We start from the raw sequence: 26046 nt of genomic DNA on the forward strand, positions 1-26046 counted from the left end.
AAAAGCCATTATTGAAGAGCGTTCTGCGCAGTGAGGCTTGTGTCGGTTATCGACGCAAGCCTCACGCTGAATCTAACTTCCGGCCTTAGTCCTTATTACGCAGGGCGATCACGCCACTGATCAATACCAGCGTTGTTACCATACCCGCCACCCCCGGCCACTGAGCGTGATCCCAGAAATAACCGCCTACGGCACCTAATACACTGGAGCCGACATAATAGAACAGTAGGTATAATGCTGAGGCTTGGGCTTTGTAGTGCTCTGCATTTTGCCCACAGGCACTACTGACGATGGAATGTGCGGCAAAAAAACCAAAGGTATATAGCCCCAATGCCATGATAATGGTGATCGGGTGCTCAAATAGACTGAGTACACTGCCGCATAGCATCAGTGTGATCGCCAGTAACAGTACCGGTCGAGTCCCATAACGATCCGCTTTGGCTCCCAACCAGGTTGAGCTGAAAATCCCCAACAGATACAAACTGAACAACATGCCCAGGTGACTTTCACTTAACTGATAGGGCGCTTGCTGCAGGCGAAAACCGATATGGTTATACAGGGTGACCAGCCCGCCCATCAGTAAGAAACCGTGCATAAAACGGCCCAGTTGAGGCGGCTGTTTCAGGTGGTAAGTGAAACCCTGAATCATCTCCCGGCGGGAAAAGTGGCGGGGTGAAAAATGTTGGGAAACAGGTAGCGACCAGGCAAAAAACAGGGCGCATAACAGGCTGATGCCTGACAGAGTCTGCAGGGCAGTGGGCCAGTCATAGTGCTCTGTCAGATAGCCACTGATAATCCGGCCCATCATACCGCCAATGGCGGTGCCGCTGACATAAAGCCCCATTGCCAACCCCCGGCAGCGGCTGTCGAACTCCTCATTAACATAGGTCATTGCGATAGAGGCCAGTCCTGCCAGGGTTAAACCCTGTAAACCCCGTAACAGCAGTAGCAGGATAAAGTGTTGGCTAAAACTTACAGCAAAGCCCAAGAGCGTGGTCAGCGCCAGTGAAGTCAGCATAATGGACTTACGCCCCAGTCGATCCGATAGCGCCGGGGTGAACAGCAGGCCTAAGGCCAGTGCTGCTGTTGAGACCGATAAGCTTAAACTGGCGACCGCCGGAGACAGTTGAAACTGCTCGGCAAACAGGGGCAGCAACCCCTGAGTGCTGTACAGATTGGCGAAGGTGACAAAGGCCCCGGCGGTCAGCGCCAGACTGGCGCGCCAGAAAACTCGACTGTCTCTTTGAATATGACTCTGATTGGACATGAGATTTACTCGGTACGGAATTGACGGGCCATCTGTTGCAGTTCCTGGCTGAGCTGGTTAAGCATCAGGCAGGCTTGGGCACTTTCGCCTGTGGCCTGAGCCCCCTCGTTCAGTGTCTGTTGTAATGCGCGGCTTTGTTGCTGCAACGCGGTCACTTCCTGTTGTTGATTGGCGGACTGTTCCGCAATGGCCTGAATCTGCTGCCGGGTTTGCTGTGCGCTGGCCAGAATTTGTTGTAAAACCTGACGGGTTGCTTCCGCCTGTTGCTGGGTTTGGCCCGAATGCTGCTGTAAGCGGGTCATCTGCTGGCAGGTGTGCTGCATCTGTTGACTGACCTGTCCTATAATGCTGACAATCTGTTCTGTCATCTGGTGTGTACGGCCTGAAAGATGACGCACCTCATCAGCCACAACCGCAAAACCACGACCATGCTCTCCGGCCCGCGCCGCTTCAATGGCAGCATTCAGTGCCAGCAGACTGGTTTGATCGGCGATACCCTGAATATCGTCAGTGATATCACTGATCCTTGCCGTTTGCCGATTCAGACTGTCTACCTGTTCTGAACACTGCTCCAGTTGGTCAGACAGATGTTGCAGGGATTGATTAGTCTGCTCAATCTGAGCCTGCCCTGATATGGCATCCTGTTCGGCTTCTACGCTGGCGTGATTGGCCTGACGGGCATTGTGTTCGATTTGGTCAATCTGTTCCACCAGTTGGTGAATCGCCTGATCGATGGTGTGGACGCTTTGCTGCTGCAGCCTAGCATTCGCAACACTCTGTTCGCTATGGCTGGCCAACTGATTGCTGGCGCTGGCCAAATGATCGGTAACACCGGTCAGGCGGCGCATCATCTGCTGTAACTGAGCAATAAAGGCATTAAAAGCCTGTGCAATCTGACTCAGCTCCCTTCCGCCCTGTTCCGGCAGGCGCGCAGTGAGATCACCATCACCGGAAGCGATATCCGTTAAACGCTGATGTAACTGCAGTAGCACTTTGCGGATATTGTGGCTGATAAAAAAGGCCAGCAGCAGACCCAGTACACCGGCGATTGCGCTGGTGCCCATCAGTCCCATCCGGGTTTGCTGAGTTAACGTCTGTACCGTATGGGTTGTGTCGTCCAGCAGCTGCACAATCCCTTGATTGAGCTGCAGTGCAGCCTGAGCGATCTCCTCGCTGGTCTGGTCCAGTTGCTGCTGTGCTTGATTGCGCCGTTCTGTCAGGGTGATCGCTTCATGGGTGATCTGTTCCAGGCTGTGTAGTGACGCTTGCAGTTGTTCGATGCGTCGAGCCAGTTTGTTGTCTGGTGTCGATCCGGTTTCCTGTGCGGCGGATCTCAGCTGTGACAGATAATGCTGAGTTTCGCCCTGATAAAACTCGGCTTCGGCCAGCTGATCGTTGTGGCGATTACTGAGATAGTGGTGCAGATAGATACGGGCCTGCTGGAATGCGGCTTGTAGCTGGTTAGCCGGAATAAGTAAGCTTGCCTGATCGACGGATACGGCTCGGTCTACCAGTTTTTTCAGGGCGCGATCCGTACCTCGGGAAGCCGATTCAAGATTTTCACGCAGGTTCTGCTGATGGTTCATCAAATCCACTAAGCGATCACTGAACAGGGTGGAGTAGCTTAGATTGAGTTGGCGAATCTGTGCTAAAACCGCTTGTTGCTGATCGTTCGACAGATCAGGTTTTAGTTGAGCCAGATTATTCTCAAAGGCTTTTTCACGATCAGCAAACTGCTGCAGTAACAGTGGCTGCGGATTCTGTTGGTAGTTCAGTACCAGAATGCGTTGACCGGCCAGATACTGGCTGACAGCCTGGGCTTGTGCTGTTACCGGTGCGATTCGGGTCGTCACCTGGCTGACATCATTATTAATGCGCTGCAGCGAAAACAGGGCGATCACACTGACCAATACCAATAACAGTAAAATACTGATTGGAGAAATCAGAACCCGGCTGGTAATCGACAGCGGGTTCAGGCTTGGGATTGTCATAGGACTCTCGTCAAGTTTAAGGTTTGACTAAAGTCGTAGAGAAAGAGAAGAAGACCACCTATATTACTCGGATAAAGAATCAGGTCTGTAATATTTTGTAACTGATTGCTGCTGGCATTGCCCGCTGGCCTTTAGTACTCTCTGCCCCGATTTTTGCCTACTAGCCTATTCTGGGAGCTTTGCTTTGTCGCCGGAACGTTTTGCCAAAATTAAAGAAGTACTGAATCGACGTCAGCCTGATCTGACCGTGATCACCGATAACGTCCACAAATCCCGTAATCTGTCGGCGATTGTGCGCACCTGTGATGCGGTGGGTATTTCCCATGTACATTCGGCTGATCCCGATGATGGTTTTGGCACGCATCATGGCACTGCAAAAGGCAGCCATCGCTGGGTCAAGGTGAGTATCTATGAGGGCGTTGAAAAACCGATTAGCCTGCTGCAGTCCCAAGGCTTTAAAGTCTATGCGGCGACACTCAGTGACCGTGCGGTGGATTACCGCACTCTGGACTACACTCAGCCCAGTGCAATCCTGTTAGGGGCAGAGAAATGGGGTGTCAGTGAGACTGCCGTTGATATGGCCGATGAGCATATTATCGTCCCCATGATGGGGATGGTGGAGTCCTATAATGTCTCCGTTGCCGGTGCGATCATTCTGGCAGAGGCACAGCGGCAACGGGATCTGGCCGGTCTATACAATGAATCCCGTATGGACCCGGAGCTGTATGAGAAAACCCTGTTTGAATGGGCGCAACCCCAGATCGCTCAGTTCTGCAAAGACCGCCGTCTGGCTTATCCTGAGTTAACTGAAGACGGTGATATCGTCAATCCATCCGAATGGTACCGGATGGTACGGGAAGAGAAAGCCCGTAAAGGAAAATGGGGTTAATGGGAGGAAGCTATCTTGAGTGAATCTTGTACAGGCCGTTATCGAAGGGATAAGTGAGCATCGGCTATAAATTCTGTACAAAAAGCCCTAACTCTTTGCTCAGGCTTCTGCTATTTTGAGGGCTTCTTACCGACAGCCGAAAAAAGGAAAGCACAATGGCTATGGCAGAAGCCCCGAGCTTGTTTGATGCCAGGATCGTTGCAAAATCGATCAAAATTGCCCTGATTGTGGGCACTCTTCTTAACCTGATTAACCAAGGTAATGCCCTGTGGGGGGCTGCCAGCTTCCAGGTTGTTCCTGCATTACTGACCTATCTGGTACCTTTCTGCGTCTCTTTGTTCAGTGCTTACAGTAGCCTGAAACACGCTTATGAATGTCAGCTTGAGCAACAGCAGAACCGTGCCAGTCAGAGTCAGCCGCTGGAGCAGATTGGTTCAGCGGTCAGTCGTCTGGAAATATCGGCCAAAGAAGTTTGTGGTAATGCTATGCGGGTCAATGAGCGCTCCCGTGCGCGGGTGTCATTTGCAGCGGAAGCTGTAGACCTGTCCAAATCCGTGTCCAGCGATTCCAGTCAGGTCGGTGGTGAAGTGGAAACCGCATCTGAACAGATCAAAGCGCTGAACACACAAATGTCAGAACTGGATCGTCAGAACCGTTCCTTTACCCAGGAGTTTGAGCAGGCCTCAAATTGGGCGCGGGAGCTGCTGACAGATACGCAAAAATTTACCAGTGAGTTTGAAAAGGTCGAGAATATCGCCTCGACTATCACCGGCATCGCCGAGCAAACCAACCTGCTGGCTCTGAATGCGTCTATCGAAGCAGCCCGTGCCGGTGAAGCGGGTCGTGGTTTTGCCGTAGTGGCGGATGAGGTTAAGAGTCTGGCTAATAAATCCGGTGAATATGCGGGTGAAATCAATAGCCTGATGGCAGTATTGAGCAAAACCAGCCAAATACTGTCTGATAAGGTACTGCGTTTCTCGGAATCTATGGATGAACTGTTGGAACAGCGCAGTGACGACAGTATCAAGCAGATCGAAAGCTCAATTTACTCCCTGCAGAATACCATGGTCTCGGTTTCTCAACTGGCTAACAGCCAGATCAGCCAGATGCAAACGGTAGTGGATAAAGTAGAGCAGATGGCTTCTGATGCTCAGGCCGCTGTCGATGGCTCTGCCACCAATATGAATCTGAGCCAGCAGATTGCCGGTGAGCTGGAGCAATTAAGAGGTTTAACGCTGTCTCGTTGAAGTAGATCGCTTAGCCTGTGCTTGAGTCCTGTTTTTGTTGATTAAAGCGGCCTGCCAACTCTATGTTTCCTGAGTGGCAGGCCGTTCTGGTTTTTGGCTGCTTTATCAGTTTAATGGCTCTGGACCAGGGGGATCTCACCGTTATCTGTCTTGTTGTTTAATAGCTGTTCCATGGCTTGCTCTGCCTGAGCGTGATCAAAGCGTTGGGGTAACAGGTCCAGCTGTTCGGCCGCGCTTTTCTGTTTGTGGATCTGCTGCCAGTTCGTCAGCCATTGCTGCCAGCTTTGTTCATTTTCCGGGCCAGTGTAGTGTGGCATCTGGCTAAGCAGATGGGTGGCGGCGAGTTCAAAGCCGTTGGTCCAGTCGCTGTTCAGTACGGTTTCCAGGTCACTGACGCTGAGTACATCGTGGGCATCGCGGGCCAGCCAGCCTTTCAGGCCTGCGGTATCGGCCAGGATACGAATTAATAGTGGCTCATCTCCCTGGGCCAGTGCAAACCATTGCTTGATTGCGTAAAGATGGGATGGGATTTGCGTCATGTTTAGCCACCGTTTGCCTGGTTAACTTGTTTGGCTGTTGCTCGAGCAACGTATTTTGAACTGTTGCTCGGTCAGCGCTTGTGTCATTCAATCAGGCTGGCAGTATAGCAATTGTTGAGCAAAAACCTAGGGTATAAAAGGAGTGTTTATGTCTCAGTCAGTGGATTTTGATCGGGTATTAAATCGTCAGCAGAGTGACAGTATGAAGTGGCGGCGTTATCAGGGACAGGATGTGATTCCCATGTGGGTGGCGGATATGGACTTTGCCGCGCCTGATGCGGTGGTAGAGGCGCTGCAGCAACGGGTAGCTGAAGGTGTTTATGGTTATGGCGTAGTGCCAGAGGGGCTGCCTGAGGCACTGTGTGCCTGGTATCACCGTCGTTATAACTGGCAGATCGATCCTCAATGGCTGGTCTGGCTACCTGGCTTGGTGAGTGGTCTTCATGCGGTGGCGAAGGTGTTTGGTGAGCCGGGTGGCGGAGTGATGACGCATTCGCCGGTGTATCCGCCGTTTCTGAAGGTGGCAGAGCGCAGTGAGCAACAGCTGATCGCAGTGCCTATGCTGGAAGAGAGTGGTGACGGCCAGTGGCAGCTGGATCTTGCAGCAATGGCACAGCAGATTACGCCGGAAACACGTCTTTTTATGTTCTGTAACCCTCATAATCCTACCGGTCGGGTGTTCCGTCGTGAGGAGTTGGAGCAGGTGGCAGCGTTCTGTCTGAAGCATGATCTGTTGATCTGTTCCGATGAGATTCATTGTGATCTGGTGCTGGAGCCGGGGTTATCTCATATTCCTATGGCCAGTGTCAGTGAGGCAATTGCTCAGCGTAGTATTACGCTGTTAGCCCCAAGTAAGACTTTTAATATTGCAGGTCTGGCCTGTTCGGTGGCGGTGATTCCCGATGCTAAATTACGACGCCAGTTTAATCAGCAGATGATGGGCTTGATGCCCCATGTGAATATTCTGGGTTATGTGGCAGCACAGGCCGCTTATGGAAGTGGAGAGCCCTGGTTAGAGGGGTTACTGGATTACCTCAGGGAGAATCGCCGGTTGTTAAGTGAATGGCTGGTACAACATCCCAAGCTGAAGATGTCGCTGCCGGAGGCAACCTTTTTGGGCTGGATCGATTTCAGGGCGTATGACCAGAGTTATCCGGCACGCTGGTTGCTGAAAGAAGCGGGTGTGGCGTTATCAGAAGGGGCTGATTTTGGTTTGCCCGGTTTTGCCCGCATTAATTTTGGCTGTCCGAAAGCGCAATTAGAACAGGCATTAGCACGTCTTGATCAAGTACTGTTATAAAACAGGCTGACATGAGTTGTGCTTGATCCGTTGCGCACGCTCCACAATTAAACATCTTGTCTGTATTTAATTGTGGCTTATTGAGCGGTAGTTGATTATTCGTAACGAGGACCAAATTTGGCTTCAAACTGTACAGTGATACTGAAGTCTCTTTGGTAATCGTTATCGCTTTTATGGCGACTTGCGGGGGTGACGGAGAAAAATAACCAATTATCATGAACCCTGCGTCTTAATGAGGCAGACAGTTCCAGTGTATCCAGCGTTGAGTCGGCTTCACTGTCAGAGAACACGCGAAAGTTATAGCTGGCGCGCAGATCCGGGGAAAGATGTTTAATTAACTTCCAGCCATGACTGTAGTAATCGGTGTCATTATCGAAGTAGCGGGTGATACGTGTACTGCTTTGCAGAGTCGTATTACTATCCAGCTGTGTCTGGGCATGAACATTGATGCCTAAACCCAAGCCATTTTCCGGGCCCCAAATAATGGTAGGCTCCGGTTGCAGTTGCCAGCTTTTATAATGGTAACTGCGGCTAAAACGCAGATAGCTGATAAACTCTATATCCATGCCATCAGCGGTAAAGCCTGTATCCAGAATATTCTGCCACTGTGTTCCTGGAATATCTTTAATCAGGCGTAGGAACAGGCCCGCATCACCACTTTCAATGCTGCGGCGAGTAGGGTCGTTATCCGGGGTGTTGCTGACGGAGGTGCCTTCAACATCACCAATGTTGTCTTCCCGTTGTGCTCGTATATACAGCTCTAATCGTTCCGCTGTAGAAGGAAGATCTGCCCGGAAGGAAACACTGTTAAACAGGCTGCTGGCATCAATGTCATCAAAAAAGATACCGGTACGAAAAATCAGGCTACTGCGGTTGGAGCGAGCGGTATCCGGAGTGCCAAACAGGGAATCTAAACCTGTGCCTATAGCTGTTGCGGTATTACCTAGCAGGTCCCTGCTTTGTGCAACACCAGAAGATAAAGCCGAGACCTCTGATGAGGGCGTATTGCCTGTTGTGGCCAATACCTGTGTGGTTATTGTTAAGCAGGCGAGCAGACACGCCGTGAGTAACCAGGGGCTTGTGGAGGGCATGTTGCTGTTAGCGATTCCCTTTTTTCTGTTGTGTGGTCCGAATTGCGCCATTAGCCGATTGTGCTCTTACCTTGTTGACCAGATGGAAGCCTTTTTTCTTTAAATTACCCTCTAACCAGTCCATCGCATTCATACCTGCCCATAGGGGCAAAAGCACCGCCACGGCGAGAAAGGCCAATGAGAGAATCTGCAAATTCATCTGTATGCCGGCCACTATCCCAGCAATACAAGAACCCCAGCCGATAAAAAGCAGTGTACTCGGCCCCCAGAGATTATTGCCTAAAGCCCATAGCAGAGAAAAAGCAGCTGCAGTCCAGTTAAAACCTGAGGGTAGAGCGGCAAACCCTTTGGTAGGATGTTTGTAAACGCGGTAAACCTGCATAACCGTTCTCTATACTCGAAAAGTCCTTATCATACCTGAGTTTAGGTTTGGCTTTAATGGCGTAACAGTGAGAATTATGGTTAAAAAGTGTGATAAATCAATGTTTATCTGATGTGGGTATAAAGAAGCATGGAGCCTGGCTGTCGTTTGCTCAGGCTCCTGTGAGTAGAATGGATGGTTGCAGAGCGTTGATTTATCAGCTTAAACGGAATGTGCTCAGGCGCTCACGCAGGTTATCAGCCATGCCTGCTACCTGTTGGCTGCTATGGGTGATGGTTTCAGCACGGGCCAAGACATCATGGGATATATCGCGAATGCCCATCAGGTTGTTGTTGATTTCATTGGCAACACTGCCTTGCTGCTCTGCAGCCGATGCGATCTGAGTGCTCATATCACTGACACGACCAATATGGGCGACAATGCTGCCCAGGTCTGAGCCTGCCTGGCTGATCAGGGATACGCTTTGATGCGCTTGTTCTTCGCTTTTGCCCATACTGCTGTTAGCGGCTTCGGAGCGCAGTTGCAGCTGTTCAATAATGTTCTCAATCTCTCCGGTTGAGCCCTGGGTACGGCTGGCCAGGTTACGAACCTCATCGGCAACCACAGCAAAGCCTCGACCGGCTTCACCGGCACGGGCGGCTTCAATCGCTGCGTTCAGAGCCAGCAGATTGGTTTGTTCGGAGATCTCACGAATCACGCTGACCACATTGCCAATCTGGTTGGTTTGTTCACTCAGTTGCCCCATCACATTACTGGCTTCGGCGACATTGCTGGCCAGGTTTTTAATGGCTGTGACAGTTTGGTTAACTTCATGCTGGCTTTGGCTGACCTCACCATTGGCACTTTGAGTGATCTCAGCGGTTTCGATAGCATTGCGGGCGACCTCCTGAATGGTACAGGACATCTCTTCCATGGCAGAGGCCAGCTTATCCACTTCATGGAACTGACGATCCATTCCGGCGCGGGTCTCTTCGGTGTTGTGGCTCATTTCTGTAGTGTGGGTGCGCAGTTGATCCGCAGCCAGTCCTACATCGGTCAAGATGGTTTTTAGCGATGTGGTCATGGCATCGATTTCCCGGGCCAGCTGACCGATCTCATCTTTACGTTGGAAGCCCACGGTATGGGTCAGATCGCCCGCTGCAATAGAGCGTACCGTGCTGAGCATCTGGTTCAGAGGTTGAGTGATATTGCGTACCATCACCCAGCTGCCCCAGATACCGGCCAGTAGAGGCAGTAGCTGGTAAAGAACGGACTCCGTTAGTGCAGCCCAGAAAATTTCAGCTACATCACTCAGGTATACGCCGCTGCCCACAACCCAGCCCCAGGGTTTAAAGCCTTTAACAAAGGAGACCTTATCTTTAGGTGCTTTGAACTGGGGCCCCTTATAGGTGTATTCAACAAAGCCTTCGCCTTGGTTTTTAACCGTGGTCACCATGGCCTGCCAATGGTATTGACCCGATGCATCCTGAGTGTTGGTCATATCCTTACCGATAAGCTTTTGCTTGATCGGGTGCATGACCAGCTTGTGGTTCATATCATTAATCCAGAAATAACCGTTTTTACCGTAGCGTAGGCTGGCAATGGCCGCTTTTGCCTGCTCCTGGGCTTTGGCTTCACCGATTTCCGGAATCTGCTTATAGTAATGATCCAGCAGGCTGGAAGCGGATTGCACCTGTTCCTGAACCTGGGCTTTGCGTGAGCTGAGTAGTTCATCGTACAGGCGGTAAAGGGAGTTGAGTTCGATCAGCATCAGTGTTGTCAGCAGCAGTCCGATCAGCAGCGCCAGTTTTCGTGCAACCGGCCAATGGCGTATGTCCATTTATTCCAGTCCTAAGTTAACAGTCATTTGGTTAGTGTGAGGTGTTACTATTTATTTTAATTATGTAAATAGATTGTAACTTAGCTGGTGTATAGGAACAATTAGACTAGGGTTATTGCTCAGATGATATTTTTATATGCAGTGCCCAAATAATTAATAAAAATCTTAATACAGTCCAATAGCTGGTTGTTTCACCTGTTTTTTTATCGGTTTGTCTGTAGTGCTTTGGTATTGTATCTGTGTTTTTAGTGCTTGGTAGTTGACTGGATTGGTAGGTTTTATCGTCTTACTGTGAGCCGTTAATATTGTTTGTGCTTACACTGAAAGATGGACTGAAAAGCGTTTATAGGGAGAAATGAAGTGGAAGTCGCAAGATTACAGCAGCTGGATGAATACCTGAGTCAGGGACCTGCAAGCCATTGCCGTGATGATATTTGGGCGCGACTATGCTGTCAGCAAGCGCTACTCGCGTTGGAGTCGGGAAGCTATGGCGTGGGTGCTGTAATTGTTGACCGTAGTAATGAACTGGTTTGCGTCGCCCATAACAGTGTATTTAGTCCCGGTTATCAATCAGGTAAGCATGCGGAGATGGAGGTTTTGAATATCCTGGAGCAGGATTTTTCCCATCTTAAACGCCATGACCTAACCCTCTATGTCAGTCTGGAACCCTGCCTGATGTGTACCGGTCGTATTCTATTGTCCGGTATCGGACAGGTGCGTTATCTGGCGAAGGATAAGGCTGGAGGGTTTGCTACCCATATGCACCTGCTACCGCCTGCGTGGAAAAACCTGGCTTCTCAATTAATAGTGGAACATGCCAAGGTGGATCGGTTCTGGTCAGATCTTGCGTTGACAATGGTTGAGGAGCAATCGGATCAGATGCGGAAAAAGGTGGTTTCGGCTTGGCAAGCATCAGTGGATGAACGACTTTAAGATTGGCTGACTTCTTATATGGAGTAGGTGATTGATAGGGCAAGAGTTAATAGAGCAGGCTGGAGACAGAAGAGAACTCTGCCCCGGCTGCTGATCACAGCCGAAACAGAGGGTGGGAACCAGAATTCCACATTTTTCAGATAATGGGTATAACCTTCTATCCAGAGGGTTATCCTTATCTGCAGGTGCTTTTACCAGGAGATTAATCCCAGCTGAGTGCACCGCCAACCTGATACTCGGTCACACGAGTTTCAAAGAAGTTCTTCTCTTTACGCAGATCGATAATTTCCGACATCCATGGGAATGGGTTGGTCGCGCCCGGGAACTGTTCTTTCAGGCCCAGCTGTTGCAGACGACGGTTACAGATAAAGTGCAGGTACTCTTCCATAATTCCGGCATTCATACCCAGAACACCGCGCGGCATGGTATCGCGTGCGTATTCAATCTCCAGCTCTGTGCCTTCCAGAATCATCTGGGTCACTTCATCCTGGAACTCTGATGTCCACAGGTGCGGATTCTCGATCTTGATCTGATTGATCACATCGACACCGAAGTTCAGGTGCATAGATTCGTCACGCAGGATGTACTGGAACTGCTCTGCCACACCGGTCATCTTGTTACGACGACCCATAGACAGAATCTGACTAAAGCCGCAGTAGAAGAAGATGCCTTCAGTCACACAGTAGAAAGCGATCAGATTACGCAGCAGTTCCTGGTCGGTCTCTGGTGTACCGGTTTGGAAGCTCGGATTAGACAGGGAGTGAGTGTGGCTCAGACTCCAGCTGGCTTTCTTCGCGATGGATGGTACTTCACGGTACATGTTGAAGACTTCGCCTTCATCCATACCCAGAGATTCCACGCAGTACTGGTAAGCGTGCGTATGAATCGCTTCTTCAAATGCCTGACGCAGAAGGTACTGGCGACACTCTGGATTGGTGATCAGACGGTAAACCGCCAGTACCAGATTGTTCGCAACCAGAGAGTCTGCAGTGGAGAAGTAACCCAGAGAGCGCATCACGATCATACGCTCATCTTCAGTCAGACCGTCCCGGCTTTTCCACAGGGCGATATCCGCATTCATGTTGACTTCCTGCGGCATCCAGTGGTTTGCAGTACCATCCAGATATTTCTGCCACGCCCAGTCGTACTTAAACGGCACCAGCTGGTTCAGGTCAGCACGACAGTTGATCATACGCTTGTCGTCCACTTCGATACGGGCAGCACCCATTTCCAAGTCTTCCAAGCCAGGCGCGACATCAATATTTTGTACCGCGTGACGGGCACGCTCCTGAGCGTTCATATCCGCCGGTTGGCTGATTTGATCAGGTGCTACAGGTGCTGGAGCTTGAACCGGGGACGGTGCGGCAGCTGGTGTCGGCTTAACAGACGTTGAAGCCTGAGCTGTTGGAGCTGCTTGTGGCGCTGTTTGTGATGGTGCTTGCGGAGCAACTTTTGGCTGCGCTGCATATTGTGGTTTTGGTTCAGCGACTACGGTATCGTCGGAATCAAATTCGTCCCAGCTAAGCATGATGATTACCCTCTAAAAATCTGGTATCTGAATATATATACAGTATAGCGCGACTCTCATTGCATCGGCTTGCCACAGGGCTTTAAATCACCTGATCCGATAAATATGTATGGAATAACAAGATGTTAAAAACACTGTGGCAAACCGTTCAGTGATTGCGGCTGTTCAAAATTATTTGTGGTCTTGCAGGCATCCGTGCCAGGGCTGAGCTGTTTTAGACAGCTCAGCATTGTCCAGAAGTTAAGTTATCCACACCCTGATGGGCGCTTAAAGATCGCCTAACCTACTGACAGGCTTCACAATCCGGGTTGTCGATGGAGCAGGCCAGTGGCACAGCGGCGGCTTCGCCATCCAGCTCAAACTCATCTTTAGCCGCTGTCACAGTGGAGACTGCAGGTGCTTCTGCAACCGGTGCTGGCGCAGGAGCTGCAGGGGCAACACCAGAAGACACGGCGTTGTGAGTACCACGGCTTACGGTGGATTTCTCAACGGTAGATGCACCCATGGCACGCAGGTAGTACGTGGTTTTCAGACCGCACAACCAAGCCATACGGTAGGTGATATCCAGTTTCTTACCATTCACGCCCGAGATGTACAGGTTCAGGGACTGGGCCTGATCGATCCATTTCTGACGGCGGCTGGCGGACTCCACCAACCAACGAGGCTCAACCTCAAATGCGTTGGAGTACAGGGCTTTCAGATCTTCCGGGATTCGCTCAATCGGTTGTACGGAGCCATCATAGTATTTCAGGTCGTTAACCATCACCTCATCCCATAGACCGCGTTCTTTCAGGTCACGTACCATGTATGGGTTTACTACGGTGAATTCGCCGGACAGGTTCGATTTCACGTACAGGTTCTGGTAAGTCGGCTCGATAGACTGAGATACACCACAAATATTGGAGATGGTCGCCGTCGGTGCAATCGCCATTACGTTGGAGTTACGCATACCCTGGGTTTGCACCTGATCACGCAGTTCGTCCCAGTTCAGGGTGCTGCTCAGGTCAACCTTGATGAATTTCTCACCACGGGCTTCGATCAGGTTATTCATGGAATCCAGTGGCAGTACGCCCTGGCTCCACAGAGAACCGTCGAAAGTCTCGTAACGACCACGCTCACGGGCCAGATCGCTGGATGCCTTGATGGCGTAGTAGCTGATCGCTTCCATCGACTGGTCTGCAAATGCAACGGCCTGTTCGGAGGCGTACGGTGTCTTAGCCTTGTACAGTGCATCCTGGAAGCCCATGATGCCCAGACCCACAGGGCGGTGCTTCATGTTTGATTTACGCGCCTGAGGTACGGCGTAATAGTTGATATCGATCACGTTATCCAGCATACGGACTGCAGTAGTTACCGTTGCGCGGATTTTGTCGATATCCAGTTCACCGTTCTCGGTCACGTGCTGCGCCAGGTTAACAGAACCCAGGTTACATACTGCGATCTCGTCAGCGCTGGTGTTCAGCGTAATTTCAGTACACAGGTTAGAGGAGTGCACCACGCCCACATGCTGTTGTGGCGAGCGCAGGTTACAAGGATCTTTAAAAGTGATCCAAGGGTGGCCTGTTTCGAACAGCATGGAGAGCATCTTGCGCCACAGATCTTTTGCCTTAATGCGCTTGAACAGACGAATCTCGCCCAGATCCGCTTTACGCTCGTACTCTTCGTAGCGGGTTTCAAAGGCGCGGCCATACAGGTCGTGCAGGTCCGGTGTGTCTGAAGGAGAGAACAGGGTCCACTCTTTATCTTCGAAGACACGCTTCATCAGCAGGTCCGGTACCCAGTTCGCGGTATTCATATCGTGAGTACGACGACGGTCATCACCGGTGTTCTTACGCAGATCCAGGAACTCTTCCACGTCCAGGTGCCAGCTTTCCAGGTACGCACATACCGCACCCTTGCGCTTACCACCCTGGTTAACCGCAACGGCAGTATCGTTCACTACTTTCAGGAACGGCACAACACCTTGTGATTTGCCGTTGGTGCCCTTGATGTAGGAGCCCAGTGCGCGTACAGGTGTCCAGTCATTGCCCAGGCCACCGGCCCACTTGGACAGCAGAGCATTATCTTTAATTGCGCCGTAGATACCTTCCAGGTCATCCGGTACGTGTGTCAGGTAGCAGGATGACAGCTGCGGACGACGGGTACCCGAGTTAAACAGGGTCGGCGTCGATGACATGTAGTCGAAGCTGGACAGCAGATTGTAGAACTCAATAGCGCGCTCGGTGCGTTGCTCTTCGTTCAGAGACAGGCCCATAGCGACACGCATAAACATCACCTGAGGCAGTTCGTAGCGCACTTCGTCACAATGCAGGAAGTAGCGGTCGTACAGAGTCTGCAGACCCAGGTAGGTGAAGTTATTGTCGTTCTCTGGTTTGATCGCCGCACCCAGGGCCTCCAGATCAAACTCCACCAGTTCCGGCGACAGTTGTTCCAGCTCAATACCTTTAGCGATATAAGCAGTAAAAGCCTTGGGGTACAGATCAGCCATTTCGTGCTGAGTGGCTTCCGGCGCGACTTTCAGAAAGCTCAGAGCTTCACGACGCAGGTTGTCCAGCAGCAGGCGGGCTGTCACATAAGTGTAGTTAGGCTCTTTTTCAACCAGGGTGCGGGCGGCCATCATAAGGGCAGTAGAAACGCCATCGGCAGGTACGCCGTCATATAGGTTCTTCAGTGCATCTTCGATGATTGCGCGCTTATCCACTTCTTCCAGGTTGGAGCAGGCCTCTGATACCAGCGTTTCAATACGACCGAGATCCAGTGGCAGCTTCAGGCCATCCGGGTTAGTCACATTGATAGTCGGGTGTGGTTTATTGATGCCTTTTTCCTTTGCAGCGCGCAGGCGTGCATGTTCTTCACGGTACAGTACGTAAGCTCGGGCAACCTTATGTTCACCGGAACGCATCAGTATCAGTTCAATCTGGTCCTGAATATCTTCAATATGTACTACACCACCGGCAGGCATACGTCTCTGGAAGGTATCAACGATCATTTGAGTAAAGCTGTCTACCTGATCGTGAATGCGACTGGATGCCTGAGCATTGTCACCTTCCACTGCGATAAAGGCTTTACTCATTGCAACGGAGATTTTGCTTGGATCAAACGCGACCAGATCACCAGTGCGCTTCATCACTTGTAGCGCACTCAAAGCCGCGTTCTGAGTTGTATCCTGTGCCATAGCTATTAATGCCTGCCTGATAGATTATTTGGTTGCTAAAACTGTTAAAAAAACAGTCATGCCCGACACCTCCCCAAGCCAGAAAATAAATGACTTGAGGCAGTGATGTCTGAGGCGTAAAACTTGCGTCAGTTTGATGGAGAATGGATGAGAATCCAGAGAAACTGACTATTTCAAAAGCATGTATTGAATTGTAGTTCGATTTATGCCTAAACCCAATATATGGGGTGTAGCTGGATCGAGGGCACAAGATAATGTTGTTTCTTGCTTGTTGCAAGTGGATAACTTGTGAATAAATTGTGTTTATTCAGGGTGTAAAAACCTACTAACCTTGGAAGGGTAAGCGCAGAGGGATTGCGGAAAATTCAAGTCTGAAAGCAGAAAATTTTTTCAGCTTGAAGGAGAGGATAATGAAAGTTTTTGTTGATCTTACGCAGGCTATCCCGTACATAGCACGTATTGTTTTAAATGTAACCTGATGTATGATTAAGGTTATAAAAAGATACGGCAGTGCAAATAAACCAGTATTAAAAATGTTGGTTTCGGTGTCGATCATGAAATAGATGAACACGCTTAGTTGTCCGGCCTTGTTTATGGACTCAGGTTAAGCAGAAACTGTCAAAGACCGGCTCAGAGAAAGCATATATTGGCTGGAGGCTGGTCACCAAGATTACTAGAGAGCATTCCGTGGATACACAAGAAACTTCCCGCATTCTAATAGTAGAAGATGATGAGCGCCTTGCTAACCTGACTCAGGAATACCTGGAAGGTAATGGTTTTGAGGTGGGTGTTGAAGGTGACGGTAATCGCGCGGTAGAGCGTATTCTGAATGAAAAGCCTGATCTGGTAATCTTGGATGTGATGTTGCCTGGTGAAGATGGGTTAGGTGTCTGTCGCCGCGTACGTCCTGAATATTCTGGCCCTATTTTGATGCTCACCGCCCGTACAGATGATATGGACCAGGTTGTTGGTCTGGAGATGGGAGCTGATGATTATGTTTCCAAGCCAGTACGGCCTCGTGTGCTTCTGGCACGTGTCCGTGCTCTGTTGCGTCGTATCAGCGGTGGTGATGAGCCGATAGAAATATCGGATGACAATGAGAGTCGTCTGCAGTTTGGTGACCTGGTGATCGATAACGCCATGCGTGAAGCCTGGTTAAAAGATGAAGGCATTGATCTGACCAGTGCAGAGTTTGATCTGCTGTGGCTGTTGGCTTCTAATGCAGGTCGCGTACTGACCCGTGAAGAGATTTTCACGGCATTACGCGGTAATGAATATGATGGTCAGGATCGCTCTATTGATGTTCGGGTATCCCGCATCCGTCCTAAGGTAGGCGATGACCCTATGCATCCGCGTCGTATCAAAACCGTGCGTAGTAAAGGTTATCTCTTTGTCAAAGAAGTTTAAGTACCTGGTGCTTATAATATTGAGTGTGAACAGATAAGTGTGAATAAGGCAGGCGACAAGTCTGCCTTTTCTTTTTCAGGGTTTTCTTTGCTTTTTGGCTCTCTTGTGTAACCCTCTTCTTATCAACTTATAGCTTCGCATAAGTGCCTGGCTTATCAACCTCCCGTTAAGGTGTATTGGACGAGCCCTGACCGTGAAATTGGCAAATACCTTTCGTGTAAACAGTATTTTTATCCGTGTCTATCTGCATATGCTATTGGCGATGCTGTTGGTGGTGATATTGGCGATCTCTGCAGTCTCTCTAATCAACCATGTACGCCTGGAGCAGTACCGTGAGGAACTCGCCTCTGGAACCTTTTATCTATTGGCCAAAGGCTGGCAACAGCAACCCGTAGAGCAAAGGGCTGAGTGGTTATCCGGGGTTGCCCACCTGCTGGATCTTGAGTTATCTCTGGTGCATGTGGAGGATACTGACTTGGATCTTTGGCAGCGTCGGCGCCTGGCAGAGCACAGAGTGTTGATGGTGGAAGATAATGAACAGAGCCTGTGGGCTTATCGTACCCTGTCCCAAAGTGATGATTTGCTTGTGAAGGCGGAGATTCCCCGCTTATCAGAGCAGCATGCCAGGGCTTCTGTGCAGCTATTAAAGCAGACTTTGGATGATACTCAGCTGACCCTGCCTCAGTTGGTTGCGGATAGTCAGCAGCACTTTTTTTATCCCTTGAGCCAGGTGTCTTTGACTGAGGTGAAGTTGGGGCGCCTGGAGCGTCAACAGTTGGCGGCAGGTGAGACTATTTTATCTTTCTCAGATGCCGGGCGTTCGGTGACAGCCTATGCTCAGCTCTCTGGCAATCAGTTACTGAGGGTGGGGCCGGTGGCTCTATTTAACCCTTATCCTATTGTAATGATGGCAGGTATCGCCCTGGTTGCGCTGATGTTGTCGGCCTGTGGCGTTTATCTATCCGTAAGGGTGTTGGAGCAGCGTCTGCAAAAGGTTGAGCAAGCGGCTAGTCGAATTGCCGCTGGGCATCTCAGCACCCGGGTACGTGTTGAAGGAGATGACTTTGTTGCCCAGTTAGCCAAAGCCTTTAACTCCATGACCAAACAGGTGCAAGAGTTGCTGAGAACCCAGCAAGAGATGATTCATGCTGTGTCTCACGAATTGCGGACTCCAGTCGCACGTATCCGTTTTGGTATGCAGATAATCGAGGATGTGGTGGAGGATGATTTTACCCAGAAGCAACTGAAAGGTATCGATAGCGATATTCAGGAGCTGGATGAACTGGTTGATGAAATTCTGACCTACGCCCGTTTGGGCCAGGAAAGCCTGACGCTGGATTATGAGCATGTTCAGGTTATGCCTTTAGTTCAGGATGTGGTCAACGGTCTTAAGGTACTGAAGCCTGACCTGGCGTTAGAAGCTGTGCATATAAACCCGGATCAGGGCGATGATGCTGAAATTGAGGTGCGTTATTTTCAGCGAGCGGTACAAAATCTGGTCAGTAATGCCTGTCGTTATGCGCAGACCACTGTACGGGTAAGCTGTTATATGGAAGCGGATAGCGTGCGTATTGATGTGGAGGATGATGGGCCTGGGATTCCTGAGGTTGACTGGGAGCGGGTGTTTACCCCTTTTTCTCGACTGGATGATAGCCGTACTCGTGAAACAGGAGGGTATGGTTTGGGCTTGTCGATTGTGCGTCGTATCACTTACTGGCATCAGGGCAGTGCTATGGTCGATCGTAGTGAGATGCTGGGGGGAGCCCGTTTTAGTTTGATTTTCCCGCGCTTACGTACAGGCTTGTCGGCCTGAACTGCTTAAAAATGCTGTAAGCCAGAGAAATTTGATACAGATTAAGGGTTGCATATGATTTTTTTGATGAATATCAACAAAGATCATGGGGGCATTCAGTAGTATCTCTCTTGCAGTAAATTGGAACGCAGGTTGATTTGTAGCTGAGACTTGATGTTCTATCCTTTATCTCTCCTTGTTGAGAAGGGGCCGTGCAGTGGGCCCCTTTTTTTCGCCCCAGATTTCTCTGCTTGCTAGCCTCATATCCGCTTGTTTATTTGCTATGTTCCTTATTTATTATTCATTATGTACTGGTTGGATGCCATTTAAAGTGCGGAAAGAAACATCTTTGGCGGTGCGTAGAAAGTCTTTCATATAAGCGGCATCGGTGCTCTCTTTACGGATAGCTGCGTAGAGCGTGCTCCACAGACCTTGTTCGCCCAACCGCACTGCACGCACATAATCCCGTTCCAGGTACTCCGTTAATGCCCAGTTAGGCAGTGCGCAGACACCTCGGCCACTGGCTACAAGCTGCATCATCATAATGGTTAGTTCTGCAGTACGGGTTTCTTTGGGTTCGACACCAGCAGGTATCAGGAAGTGAGAGAACACATCCAGCATTTCACGATCAACCGGATAGACAATCAGGGTTTCATCGGCCAGATCCTGCTCCTGAATAAAGCCTTTTTGCGCAAATTCATGTTGCTTCGCTACGGCCAGCAGCCCTTCGTAACGAAATAGTGGAATATATTCTATGCTACTGATCGGTTGAGGGTCTGGGGTAATGACTAAGTCCAATTCGCCTCGGGCCAGGGCCGGTAGAGGGGCAAAACTGAACCCCGAAGCAAAATCCATCTCTACCTCCGGCCAGTTATTGCGAAAGCTATCAATGGTTGGCATCAGCCACTGGAAACAGCTGTGGCATTCAATAGCCATGTGCAGACGGCCTACTTCACCTCCGGCCATACGATCCAGATCGCGTTGAGCAGAACGCAACAAGGGGGATATATCATCGGCCAGTTGTAACAAGCGCATGCCAGCGCTGGTGAACTGTAGCGGTTTGCTCTTACGAATAAATAGGGTGCAGCCGAGTCGTTCTTCAAGATCTTTCAACTGATGAGACAGGGCTGACTGGGTCAGGTGGATACGCTCCGCAGCCTCAACCAGGCTACCGGTGTCTCTTAGTGCCATCAGTGTTTTTAGGTGTCTGATCTCTACCATGGGACTCTCAGTGAATTTGTCTCAAGATTTATTATAGATTAATTTAGTTTGATTCATTATATATTGCCAATAGCAAACCCTGTTGTTTTTAAAACAATATGTTCTAACCATTGTTTTTTTATATCAGTTTCACCGGAGAGCTAAGTTATAGGGTTATTGCGCTCAATCCTAGGCTGGTATGTGCAAAAAGATATAAAAAGGCATTACTAATGTTACATAAAAAATGTGCGAAATCTGTTAGTTTGGTAACTACTGTCATTTTTTGGTAGAACTAGCTTGTGTTGCAGGGAGGCGGCATCGAAATGACGCAGGTGTGGATGAGGGAACTATGATTACGCTGATGCAAAAACTAATTGCTGAACTGAGTCCTGATGAGTCCCATCAAATGCTGCGTATGCGCCGCACCTTGATGGCAACAGGTTCGGGCTTAGTTCTGACCGCCATTGTGATTGTGGCAATGGCTCTAGGCATGGTTGAAATGCCTGTCACTGGGTTTATCTTTCTGTATGGTTTAGTCTGGCTGGTCAACCTGACTTTTCCTTTGATGATCAGTTACGACATCAACCTGCTGTTTAAAGATCCCAGTCTTACTATTCCTCAGCTGATCTGGCACACCCTGAGTAACACCATCTCTATCTATTTAGTCCCTGAGCTGCACAGCGTATTTCTGATGCATTATCTGCTAGTGGTACTGTTTGGTGCCTTTCGCATGCAACGTAAGGGTTTTTTGATTGTTGGTGCTGTCATCATGTCCTGTTACTGCCTGGCAATGACTGCGCTGCATCTGACCGGGCGTTATAGCTTTGATCCTGAAAGGGAGCTGCTGGGCATGGTATTTTTCCTTTTTATGTTGATCGGTGTCAGCATTATAGGTACCGAAATCAGTAGCTTACGCTGGGCGTTGAAACGACGTAACTCCGAGTTGAATACCGTAATGCAGCAGGCCCAGGAACAGGCCATAACCGATGATCTGACAGGGCTCTATAATCGCCGTCATTTAATGGATATTTTACGTCGGCAGCAGGCGTTGGCTGCGCGGGGGGATTATCATTTTAGCCTTTGCTTTGTTGATCTGGATCACTTTAAGCAGATCAATGATAACTATGGTCATAAGACCGGAGATGAAGTGTTACAGACCTTTGCCGATCTGGCGCGTAATAGCGTACGGGAAGTGGACTTTGTGGCACGTTTAGGTGGTGAAGAGTTTGTCCTGGTCTTAGTGAGAACAGAACTGGCTGGAGCTCAGCATGTGGCTGAGCGCCTCAGAATTTCGATGTCGAAAGCCCGCCTGGATGTATTGGGGCCTGATAGTCAGGTCACTGCCAGCATTGGTGTGTCTCAGTATAAAGCAAAAGAGAAGATTGAAGAGACGATGCATCGTGCGGATATTGCGGTATATGCGGCGAAAAACCGCGGTCGTAATCAGGTGGTGACGGAAGATGATTTAACCAGCTTAATTATCTCTTCACTCCACGATGATGCGGATCTCTATACCGAATCAGATGCTCGTTAAGCTGCAGCGTCAGATATATCCCAGCCAAAACTTTAAAAATGCACTTGATAATTGTTATCATATACATGCCCGCGTTAATATAGCGTTTGGCCTGACATTCAATGGCGAATATGAAATCATGATAGGTTGATTGCATGAGTAAAAAACTGAAATCCGGTAGTTTATGCAAATTGGGTAAATGCGATATCAAGGACCATTGGAAAGAGTTGGTAGAGATTACCCAAAAAAGTTGCTTTCTTTGCACTAAATGCGCACGTTCAGCTAACGACAAAAAGCGCTTGTGTAAGCCTGCTGCAATCTAACTTATCCCGCTGTTTTCGCAGTTCGCATGCGCGGCTATAACCACTAGAACTGATACCCCTCTGGAGTTTCCATGTTAAAACAAGCCATGATCGATCGGCTGAATGAGCAGATCAATCTTGAATTCTACTCTTCTAACCTATATTTGCAGATGAGTGCCTGGGCCGAGTATAAAGGCTTTGAGGGCTGTGCGGCTTTCCTGCAGAAGCATGCAGATGAAGAAATGGAGCATATGAAACGTCTGTTCACTTATGTGAATGAAACGGGTGCAATGGCGCGTATGGGGGCTATTGAGAATCCTCCTGCTGAATTTGACTCTATCAAAGACCTGTTTGAAAAAGTATTTGAACATGAGTGCCTGATTACTCAGAAGATCAATGAGTTGGCTCATACCTCTTTTATTGAGCAGGATTACTCAACGTTTAGCTTCCTTCAGTGGTATGTTGCTGAACAGCATGAGGAAGAAAAACTGTTCAAAGGTATCTTGGATAAGATTGAAATTATTGGTGAAGACGGCAAAGGTCTGTTCTTTATTGATAAAGAGATTGGCAAGATGGCAAAGCAGGAAAGTAGTAGCGTGATGGAAGCACCATCTGCTGGAGAGGGGGCTTAATGCTCCTGAAGCCAAAAAAGCCCTGGTTATAAGCCAGGGCTTTTTTGTTGGGCATTGCTTGAGTGGGGTTGCTGCTTATTATCCGAAACCGCGCGGCATAATAAGAGTGTCTTCAGTCTTTATTGATTGCTGAACTCGTAGGCTAAGCCATTACTACCTAAGGCGCGATAGCGGCCATCTCTAGAGAAAGCCAGGTCCAATATGCTCACGCCGGTCGGTTTCCACTTTTCTTTTTTAGTGGCTTCCCAGCCACCCGTTTGCTGTTTGCTACTCAGGTTCCACAGCCTTACTTTACCTGTGCTGGTTCCAGTCAATAATAAGGGCTGTTCTGAATCAAACTTAGCCGCGGTATAAGTGGCCGCAGCAATATCTCCGCTCTTGCTGATGTTCATATTCATGGCGACCTTACCACTGGTCAGATCAATAGCCAGAGCCTCACCTCCTTGAGCTGAGCTAAAGGCAAAGTCACTGCGGGGTGAGATAGCAACCGCACGAATCTGATTATCGTGACTCCATTGCCCCTTAATCTCACCATCCGGAATGCTCCAGATATAAACGCTACCTGTACGGGTGCCAGCGATAGCCAGCGAGTTATCAGCGCTGAGAGAGACGGCGGTAACCTGGTCATCGGTGGTGAAGGTTTTAACGCCTTGTCCCTGAGCGGTACTGATAAGCACGGCTGTACTATTATCCAGGCCCGCTAATAGGTAGCTACCATCTTCAGACAGTTCAAGGCTGCGGATATCGTTTGGCAGTGCCCAGAAGTTAGCCGGTTTGCCCGAAGTTGCATCCCAAAGTGTTAATCGGTCTTGCTCCGCTGTTGCGCCATAGCGGCTGTTGCCGGAAAGAGCGACCTGGTTAAACAGCGAATATTCTTCCGCTTTATGATTCCAGTTATAAACTCGTTCATGCTGAGGCAGTTGCCAGAGGCTACCACCGTGATTGATCGAGGCGACAACCGCCATAGAACCATCGCTGGATAATGCTGCATCATAAGCGCCTTTGGTCGCTAAGGACCAAGTGTTGCTGGGAGGCACTTGATCGCTGCAGGCGGCCAGTGTGAGCGATGCCCCAATGACCGCAGAGAGAACCGTTTTCCTGACGAAACTCATGTGTTAATCAATTCCTGGTGCGCGGTGTGCAGGGTTTCGATAAGTAGATCTTCATGCTGGAAACGATCTGCTAAGTGTTCACCTAAACCGGAAAGATTTTGGCTCAGAGCGTCCAGCTGGTCAGCGTTAAGGGGTATATTATCGTAGGCCTCATTAAAGTCCAGAATGACATCGGTGCTGGTCTGGATCATGGGAATCACACGATTGCCTAATTCGATCGCTCTCTGATCAGAGAAGGCTTCTGCTTCACGATAGAGCTGCTCGAAGATTTCGAAGTGTCCGGCAGAGGTGTAGTCCACCATGATTTCGCACAGCTGTTGAACCTGGCGATTTTCTGGCAATGTCCCTTGTGTGACTTGCTGAACCAGGTCTGTATACATCACTAGCAAAGACTGACGTTCCTGCAGCCATTTATCGACTAGTTCATGTACACCGCTCCAGCGTTCCTGGGCGTTTTTGCAACCTTCCAACATGGTACGACCTCCTGCATAACTGAGGTAGGGAGAGTTAGCTTGTGTCCCCCTAGCATACGGTAGCCCTTAAATATTGTCACCTGTTAATGCGGCTTGCGGCGCAGGCTTATCAGGACAATGGCAGCCAGTCCAAGATAGGCAAATAACGTCCACCAGGGAATGGATAAACCGAGGAAAGTCCAGGACACTTCCGCACATTCGCCGCTGCCACTTAATACCTTGCTGACCACATCGGTATAAGGCAGCACTTCCATCATATAATCCAGGCCGGGACCACAAGAGGGAACTTGATCAGCGGGTAGATTCTGTAACCAGATGTGACGTAGCGCCAACCCTATGCCTGCAAACAGAGACAGTAGTGTTATACCTGAGTAGATTGTGCGCACAGTGCTTGATTGGGGAGCATGCAGGGCCCCTAACAGAAAACCAACACCGGCAACCATAAAAGCGACTCGTTGGAAAATACATAATGGGCAAGGCTCCAGCTCGAAGACATGCTGCATGATCAGTGCGGAGATGATCAATGCTGAGCAGGCCAGAAATCCGGCGAGATTCAGTGTCCGATAGTTCAGGGACATCGGTAATTCCTTAACAAATAAAAGTGAATTGGCGCATATTATATGATGGGGTGCATTGGAAAAAGTCCGTTCTCACCATACAATGCTTGTTGCACGCGCTTGAATAAAAGCATTTCGATATGCTCGGGGCTCTTGTCTGGCATTCTGACAACCCCACTGCTTTGTCGTAAGCTTTTTTGGGCGTGGATGAGTAGGGTAGATAGCTTTTAGGCACACAGGTTCCCTACAAGGTGGAAGGATGACAACAACGCGGAGAATTTTGAGTGATTAAGCTAGTGAAATACAGCCTGATGGCCCTGTTAATCACCCTGACATCAGTCAGTCAGTCCTGGGCAGAAAATTCAACAATTGAGTACTCTGAGATTCAGCCTGCTTTTGTTGTGAATTATGGTGGGCCAGGGCGTTTAAAGTATCTTAAAGTGCAAGTGACGATGGTAACGAGTTCACCTGTCGCAACAGAAACAGCCCAGCATCATATTCCGCTGGTACGCAATGAGCTGGTCACCTTGTTTAGTAGCCAGACTGATGAAGCGGTTTCTTCTCCGGTAGGGCAGGATCAGTTGCGTCAGGAAGCGACCAAGACAGTTAAAGAGCTGTTCCAGAAAGAAGTGGGGCATCCTGTGATTGAAGATCTGCTGTTTCTGAACTTTATCTATCAGAAGTAAGCAGGCACAGTTGGCCGGAAAAATTAGCCGTTATACAAGCCGTTATCAGCGCTGAGCTTAAAGGCCTAACTAGAAAATCCCTGTATTGTTTTAGGCTTAACCCTTTGGCAATACGGGGATTTTTTATTTGGGATAAGTGTCTTGATATCAGAGTAGGTTGGATAAGCGAAGCGCCATCCGACATTGGCTCCGGTATCTGATGATTGTCGGA

At 49.5% G+C, this 26046-nt stretch carries 21 protein-coding genes; 9 read left to right on the plus strand and 12 right to left on the minus strand.

The window, feature by feature from the left end; genetic code table 11:
- Positions 1–85 precede the first annotated feature (85 nt).
- Together H579_RS0102580 and H579_RS0102585 are read right to left on the minus strand one after the other, a co-directional pair.
- The gene (locus H579_RS0102580; protein ID WP_028299371.1) at positions 86–1267 is read right to left on the minus strand and encodes an MFS transporter; all 1182 of its coding nucleotides are present in this window, start codon (positions 1265–1267) and stop codon (positions 86–88) included.
- Positions 1268–1272: 5 nt separating this feature from the next.
- Positions 1273–3258 carry a methyl-accepting chemotaxis protein gene (locus H579_RS0102585; protein ID WP_028299372.1) on the minus strand — a complete coding sequence of 662 codons (1986 nt, stop codon included), beginning with the start codon at positions 3256–3258 and terminating at the stop codon, positions 1273–1275.
- Positions 3259–3442: 184 nt separating this feature from the next.
- Between H579_RS0102585 and trmH the strand changes: the two genes are divergently transcribed.
- Both trmH and nrtS read left to right on the plus strand, forming a co-directional pair.
- Entirely contained in the window at positions 3443–4147 is a 705-nt protein-coding gene (trmH, locus tag H579_RS0102590) for a tRNA (guanosine(18)-2'-O)-methyltransferase TrmH (protein ID WP_028299373.1), read from the plus strand.
- A gap of 155 nt (positions 4148–4302) precedes the next feature.
- Positions 4303–5394 (plus strand): nitrate/nitrite transporter NrtS, encoded by a 1092-nt coding sequence (gene nrtS / locus H579_RS0102595; RefSeq protein ID WP_028299374.1) that lies wholly within the window; start codon positions 4303–4305, stop codon positions 5392–5394.
- A 110-nt stretch (positions 5395–5504) separates the two neighbouring features.
- On the opposite strand, the gene H579_RS0102600 is transcribed toward nrtS, so the two are convergent.
- Positions 5505–5933: a hypothetical protein gene (locus H579_RS0102600; RefSeq protein ID WP_028299375.1), complete on the minus strand. Its 429-nt coding sequence runs from the start codon at positions 5931–5933 to the stop codon at positions 5505–5507.
- 148 nt (positions 5934–6081) lie between these two features.
- Between H579_RS0102600 and H579_RS0102605 the strand changes: the two genes are divergently transcribed.
- Positions 6082–7233: a MalY/PatB family protein gene (locus tag H579_RS0102605; protein ID WP_028299376.1), complete on the plus strand. Its 1152-nt coding sequence runs from the start codon at positions 6082–6084 to the stop codon at positions 7231–7233.
- Positions 7234–7328: 95 nt separating this feature from the next.
- On the opposite strand, the gene H579_RS0102610 is transcribed toward H579_RS0102605, so the two are convergent.
- The 3 genes from H579_RS0102610 to H579_RS0102620 form a co-directional block, all read right to left on the minus strand.
- Positions 7329–8324, minus strand: coding sequence for a hypothetical protein (locus H579_RS0102610; RefSeq protein WP_157834539.1), 996 nt, complete (start codon positions 8322–8324; stop codon positions 7329–7331).
- Positions 8325–8331: 7 nt separating this feature from the next.
- Positions 8332–8706, minus strand: a complete 375-nt coding sequence (locus H579_RS0102615) for a hypothetical protein (protein WP_028299378.1) — start codon at positions 8704–8706, stop codon at positions 8332–8334.
- Positions 8707–8902: 196 nt separating this feature from the next.
- A complete protein-coding gene (locus H579_RS0102620; protein WP_028299379.1) occupies positions 8903–10525 on the minus strand; it encodes a methyl-accepting chemotaxis protein in 1623 nt (540 codons plus the stop codon).
- A gap of 360 nt (positions 10526–10885) precedes the next feature.
- Between H579_RS0102620 and H579_RS0102625 the strand changes: the two genes are divergently transcribed.
- Entirely contained in the window at positions 10886–11458 is a 573-nt protein-coding gene (locus H579_RS0102625) for a nucleoside deaminase (RefSeq protein WP_211224656.1), read from the plus strand.
- A gap of 202 nt (positions 11459–11660) precedes the next feature.
- On the opposite strand, the gene H579_RS0102630 is transcribed toward H579_RS0102625, so the two are convergent.
- Positions 11661–12986 carry a ribonucleotide-diphosphate reductase subunit beta gene (locus H579_RS0102630; protein ID WP_028299381.1) on the minus strand — a complete coding sequence of 442 codons (1326 nt, stop codon included), beginning with the start codon at positions 12984–12986 and terminating at the stop codon, positions 11661–11663.
- Positions 12987–13269: 283 nt separating this feature from the next.
- Complete coding sequence (locus H579_RS0102640) at positions 13270–16161, minus strand: ribonucleoside-diphosphate reductase subunit alpha (protein ID WP_051227246.1); 2892 nt, start codon at positions 16159–16161, stop codon at positions 13270–13272.
- A 687-nt stretch (positions 16162–16848) separates the two neighbouring features.
- On the opposite strand from H579_RS0102640, the gene H579_RS0102645 reads away from it, so the two are divergent.
- Both H579_RS0102645 and H579_RS0102650 read left to right on the plus strand, forming a co-directional pair.
- Positions 16849–17568 carry a response regulator gene (locus H579_RS0102645; protein WP_028299383.1) on the plus strand — a complete coding sequence of 240 codons (720 nt, stop codon included), beginning with the start codon at positions 16849–16851 and terminating at the stop codon, positions 17566–17568.
- 193 nt (positions 17569–17761) lie between these two features.
- Complete coding sequence (locus H579_RS0102650) at positions 17762–19381, plus strand: ATP-binding protein (RefSeq protein WP_051227247.1); 1620 nt, start codon at positions 17762–17764, stop codon at positions 19379–19381.
- A 276-nt stretch (positions 19382–19657) separates the two neighbouring features.
- Here the strand turns inward: H579_RS0102650 and H579_RS0102655 are convergent, their stop codons facing one another.
- Complete coding sequence (locus H579_RS0102655) at positions 19658–20581, minus strand: LysR family transcriptional regulator (RefSeq protein WP_028299385.1); 924 nt, start codon at positions 20579–20581, stop codon at positions 19658–19660.
- Positions 20582–20921: 340 nt separating this feature from the next.
- Here H579_RS0102655 and H579_RS0102660 point away from each other — a divergent pair, with 340 nt between their 5' ends.
- Together H579_RS0102660 and ftnA are read left to right on the plus strand one after the other, a co-directional pair.
- The gene (locus H579_RS0102660) at positions 20922–22094 is read left to right on the plus strand and encodes a GGDEF domain-containing protein (RefSeq protein WP_157834540.1); all 1173 of its coding nucleotides are present in this window, start codon (positions 20922–20924) and stop codon (positions 22092–22094) included.
- A gap of 373 nt (positions 22095–22467) precedes the next feature.
- Positions 22468–23007 carry a non-heme ferritin gene (gene ftnA / locus H579_RS0102665; protein ID WP_028299387.1) on the plus strand — a complete coding sequence of 180 codons (540 nt, stop codon included), beginning with the start codon at positions 22468–22470 and terminating at the stop codon, positions 23005–23007.
- A gap of 119 nt (positions 23008–23126) precedes the next feature.
- Here the strand turns inward: ftnA and H579_RS0102670 are convergent, their stop codons facing one another.
- The 3 genes from H579_RS0102670 to H579_RS0102680 all read right to left on the minus strand — a co-directional run bounded on the left by H579_RS0102670 (position 23127) and on the right by H579_RS0102680 (position 25170).
- Positions 23127–24119 (minus strand): WD40 repeat domain-containing protein, encoded by a 993-nt coding sequence (locus H579_RS0102670; protein ID WP_028299388.1) that lies wholly within the window; start codon positions 24117–24119, stop codon positions 23127–23129.
- A complete protein-coding gene (locus tag H579_RS0102675; RefSeq protein ID WP_028299389.1) occupies positions 24116–24592 on the minus strand; it encodes an Rsd/AlgQ family anti-sigma factor in 477 nt (158 codons plus the stop codon). Before H579_RS0102675 ends, H579_RS0102670 begins: the two co-directional genes overlap by 4 nt.
- An 83-nt stretch (positions 24593–24675) precedes the next feature.
- Entirely contained in the window at positions 24676–25170 is a 495-nt protein-coding gene (locus H579_RS0102680) for a disulfide bond formation protein B (RefSeq protein ID WP_028299390.1), read from the minus strand.
- Positions 25171–25433: 263 nt separating this feature from the next.
- Here H579_RS0102680 and H579_RS23965 point away from each other — a divergent pair, with 263 nt between their 5' ends.
- A complete protein-coding gene (locus H579_RS23965; protein ID WP_051227248.1) occupies positions 25434–25835 on the plus strand; it encodes a flagellar basal body-associated FliL family protein in 402 nt (133 codons plus the stop codon).
- Positions 25836–26046 lie beyond the last annotated feature (211 nt).

Source organism: Oceanospirillum beijerinckii DSM 7166 (assembly GCF_000422425.1).
GTDB classification, from domain to species: domain Bacteria; phylum Pseudomonadota; class Gammaproteobacteria; order Pseudomonadales; family Halomonadaceae; genus Oceanospirillum; species Oceanospirillum beijerinckii.

Excerpts from the sequence above, each read along its gene's own strand:
- H579_RS0102580 (WP_028299371.1), bottom strand. The coding sequence starts at position 1,267 with ATGTCCAATCAGAGTCATATTCAAAGAGACAGTCGAGTTTTCTGGCGC.
- H579_RS0102585 (WP_028299372.1), bottom strand. The coding sequence starts at position 3,258 with ATGACAATCCCAAGCCTGAACCCGCTGTCGATTACCAGCCGGGTTCTG.
- nrtS (WP_028299374.1), top strand. The coding sequence starts at position 4,303 with ATGGCTATGGCAGAAGCCCCGAGCTTGTTTGATGCCAGGATCGTTGCA.
- H579_RS0102600 (WP_028299375.1), bottom strand. The coding sequence starts at position 5,933 with ATGACGCAAATCCCATCCCATCTTTACGCAATCAAGCAATGGTTTGCA.
- H579_RS0102605 (WP_028299376.1), top strand. The coding sequence starts at position 6,082 with ATGTCTCAGTCAGTGGATTTTGATCGGGTATTAAATCGTCAGCAGAGT.
- H579_RS0102610 (WP_157834539.1), bottom strand. The coding sequence starts at position 8,324 with ATGCCCTCCACAAGCCCCTGGTTACTCACGGCGTGTCTGCTCGCCTGC.
- H579_RS0102615 (WP_028299378.1), bottom strand. The coding sequence starts at position 8,706 with ATGCAGGTTTACCGCGTTTACAAACATCCTACCAAAGGGTTTGCCGCT.
- H579_RS0102620 (WP_028299379.1), bottom strand. The coding sequence starts at position 10,525 with ATGGACATACGCCATTGGCCGGTTGCACGAAAACTGGCGCTGCTGATC.
- H579_RS0102630 (WP_028299381.1), bottom strand. The coding sequence starts at position 12,986 with ATGCTTAGCTGGGACGAATTTGATTCCGACGATACCGTAGTCGCTGAA.
- H579_RS0102640 (WP_051227246.1), bottom strand. The coding sequence starts at position 16,161 with ATGGCACAGGATACAACTCAGAACGCGGCTTTGAGTGCGCTACAAGTG.
- H579_RS0102655 (WP_028299385.1), bottom strand. The coding sequence starts at position 20,581 with ATGGTAGAGATCAGACACCTAAAAACACTGATGGCACTAAGAGACACC.
- H579_RS0102660 (WP_157834540.1), top strand. The coding sequence starts at position 20,922 with ATGCAAAAACTAATTGCTGAACTGAGTCCTGATGAGTCCCATCAAATG.
- ftnA (WP_028299387.1), top strand. The coding sequence starts at position 22,468 with ATGTTAAAACAAGCCATGATCGATCGGCTGAATGAGCAGATCAATCTT.
- H579_RS0102670 (WP_028299388.1), bottom strand. The coding sequence starts at position 24,119 with ATGAGTTTCGTCAGGAAAACGGTTCTCTCTGCGGTCATTGGGGCATCG.
- H579_RS0102675 (WP_028299389.1), bottom strand. The coding sequence starts at position 24,592 with ATGTTGGAAGGTTGCAAAAACGCCCAGGAACGCTGGAGCGGTGTACAT.
- H579_RS0102680 (WP_028299390.1), bottom strand. The coding sequence starts at position 25,170 with ATGTCCCTGAACTATCGGACACTGAATCTCGCCGGATTTCTGGCCTGC.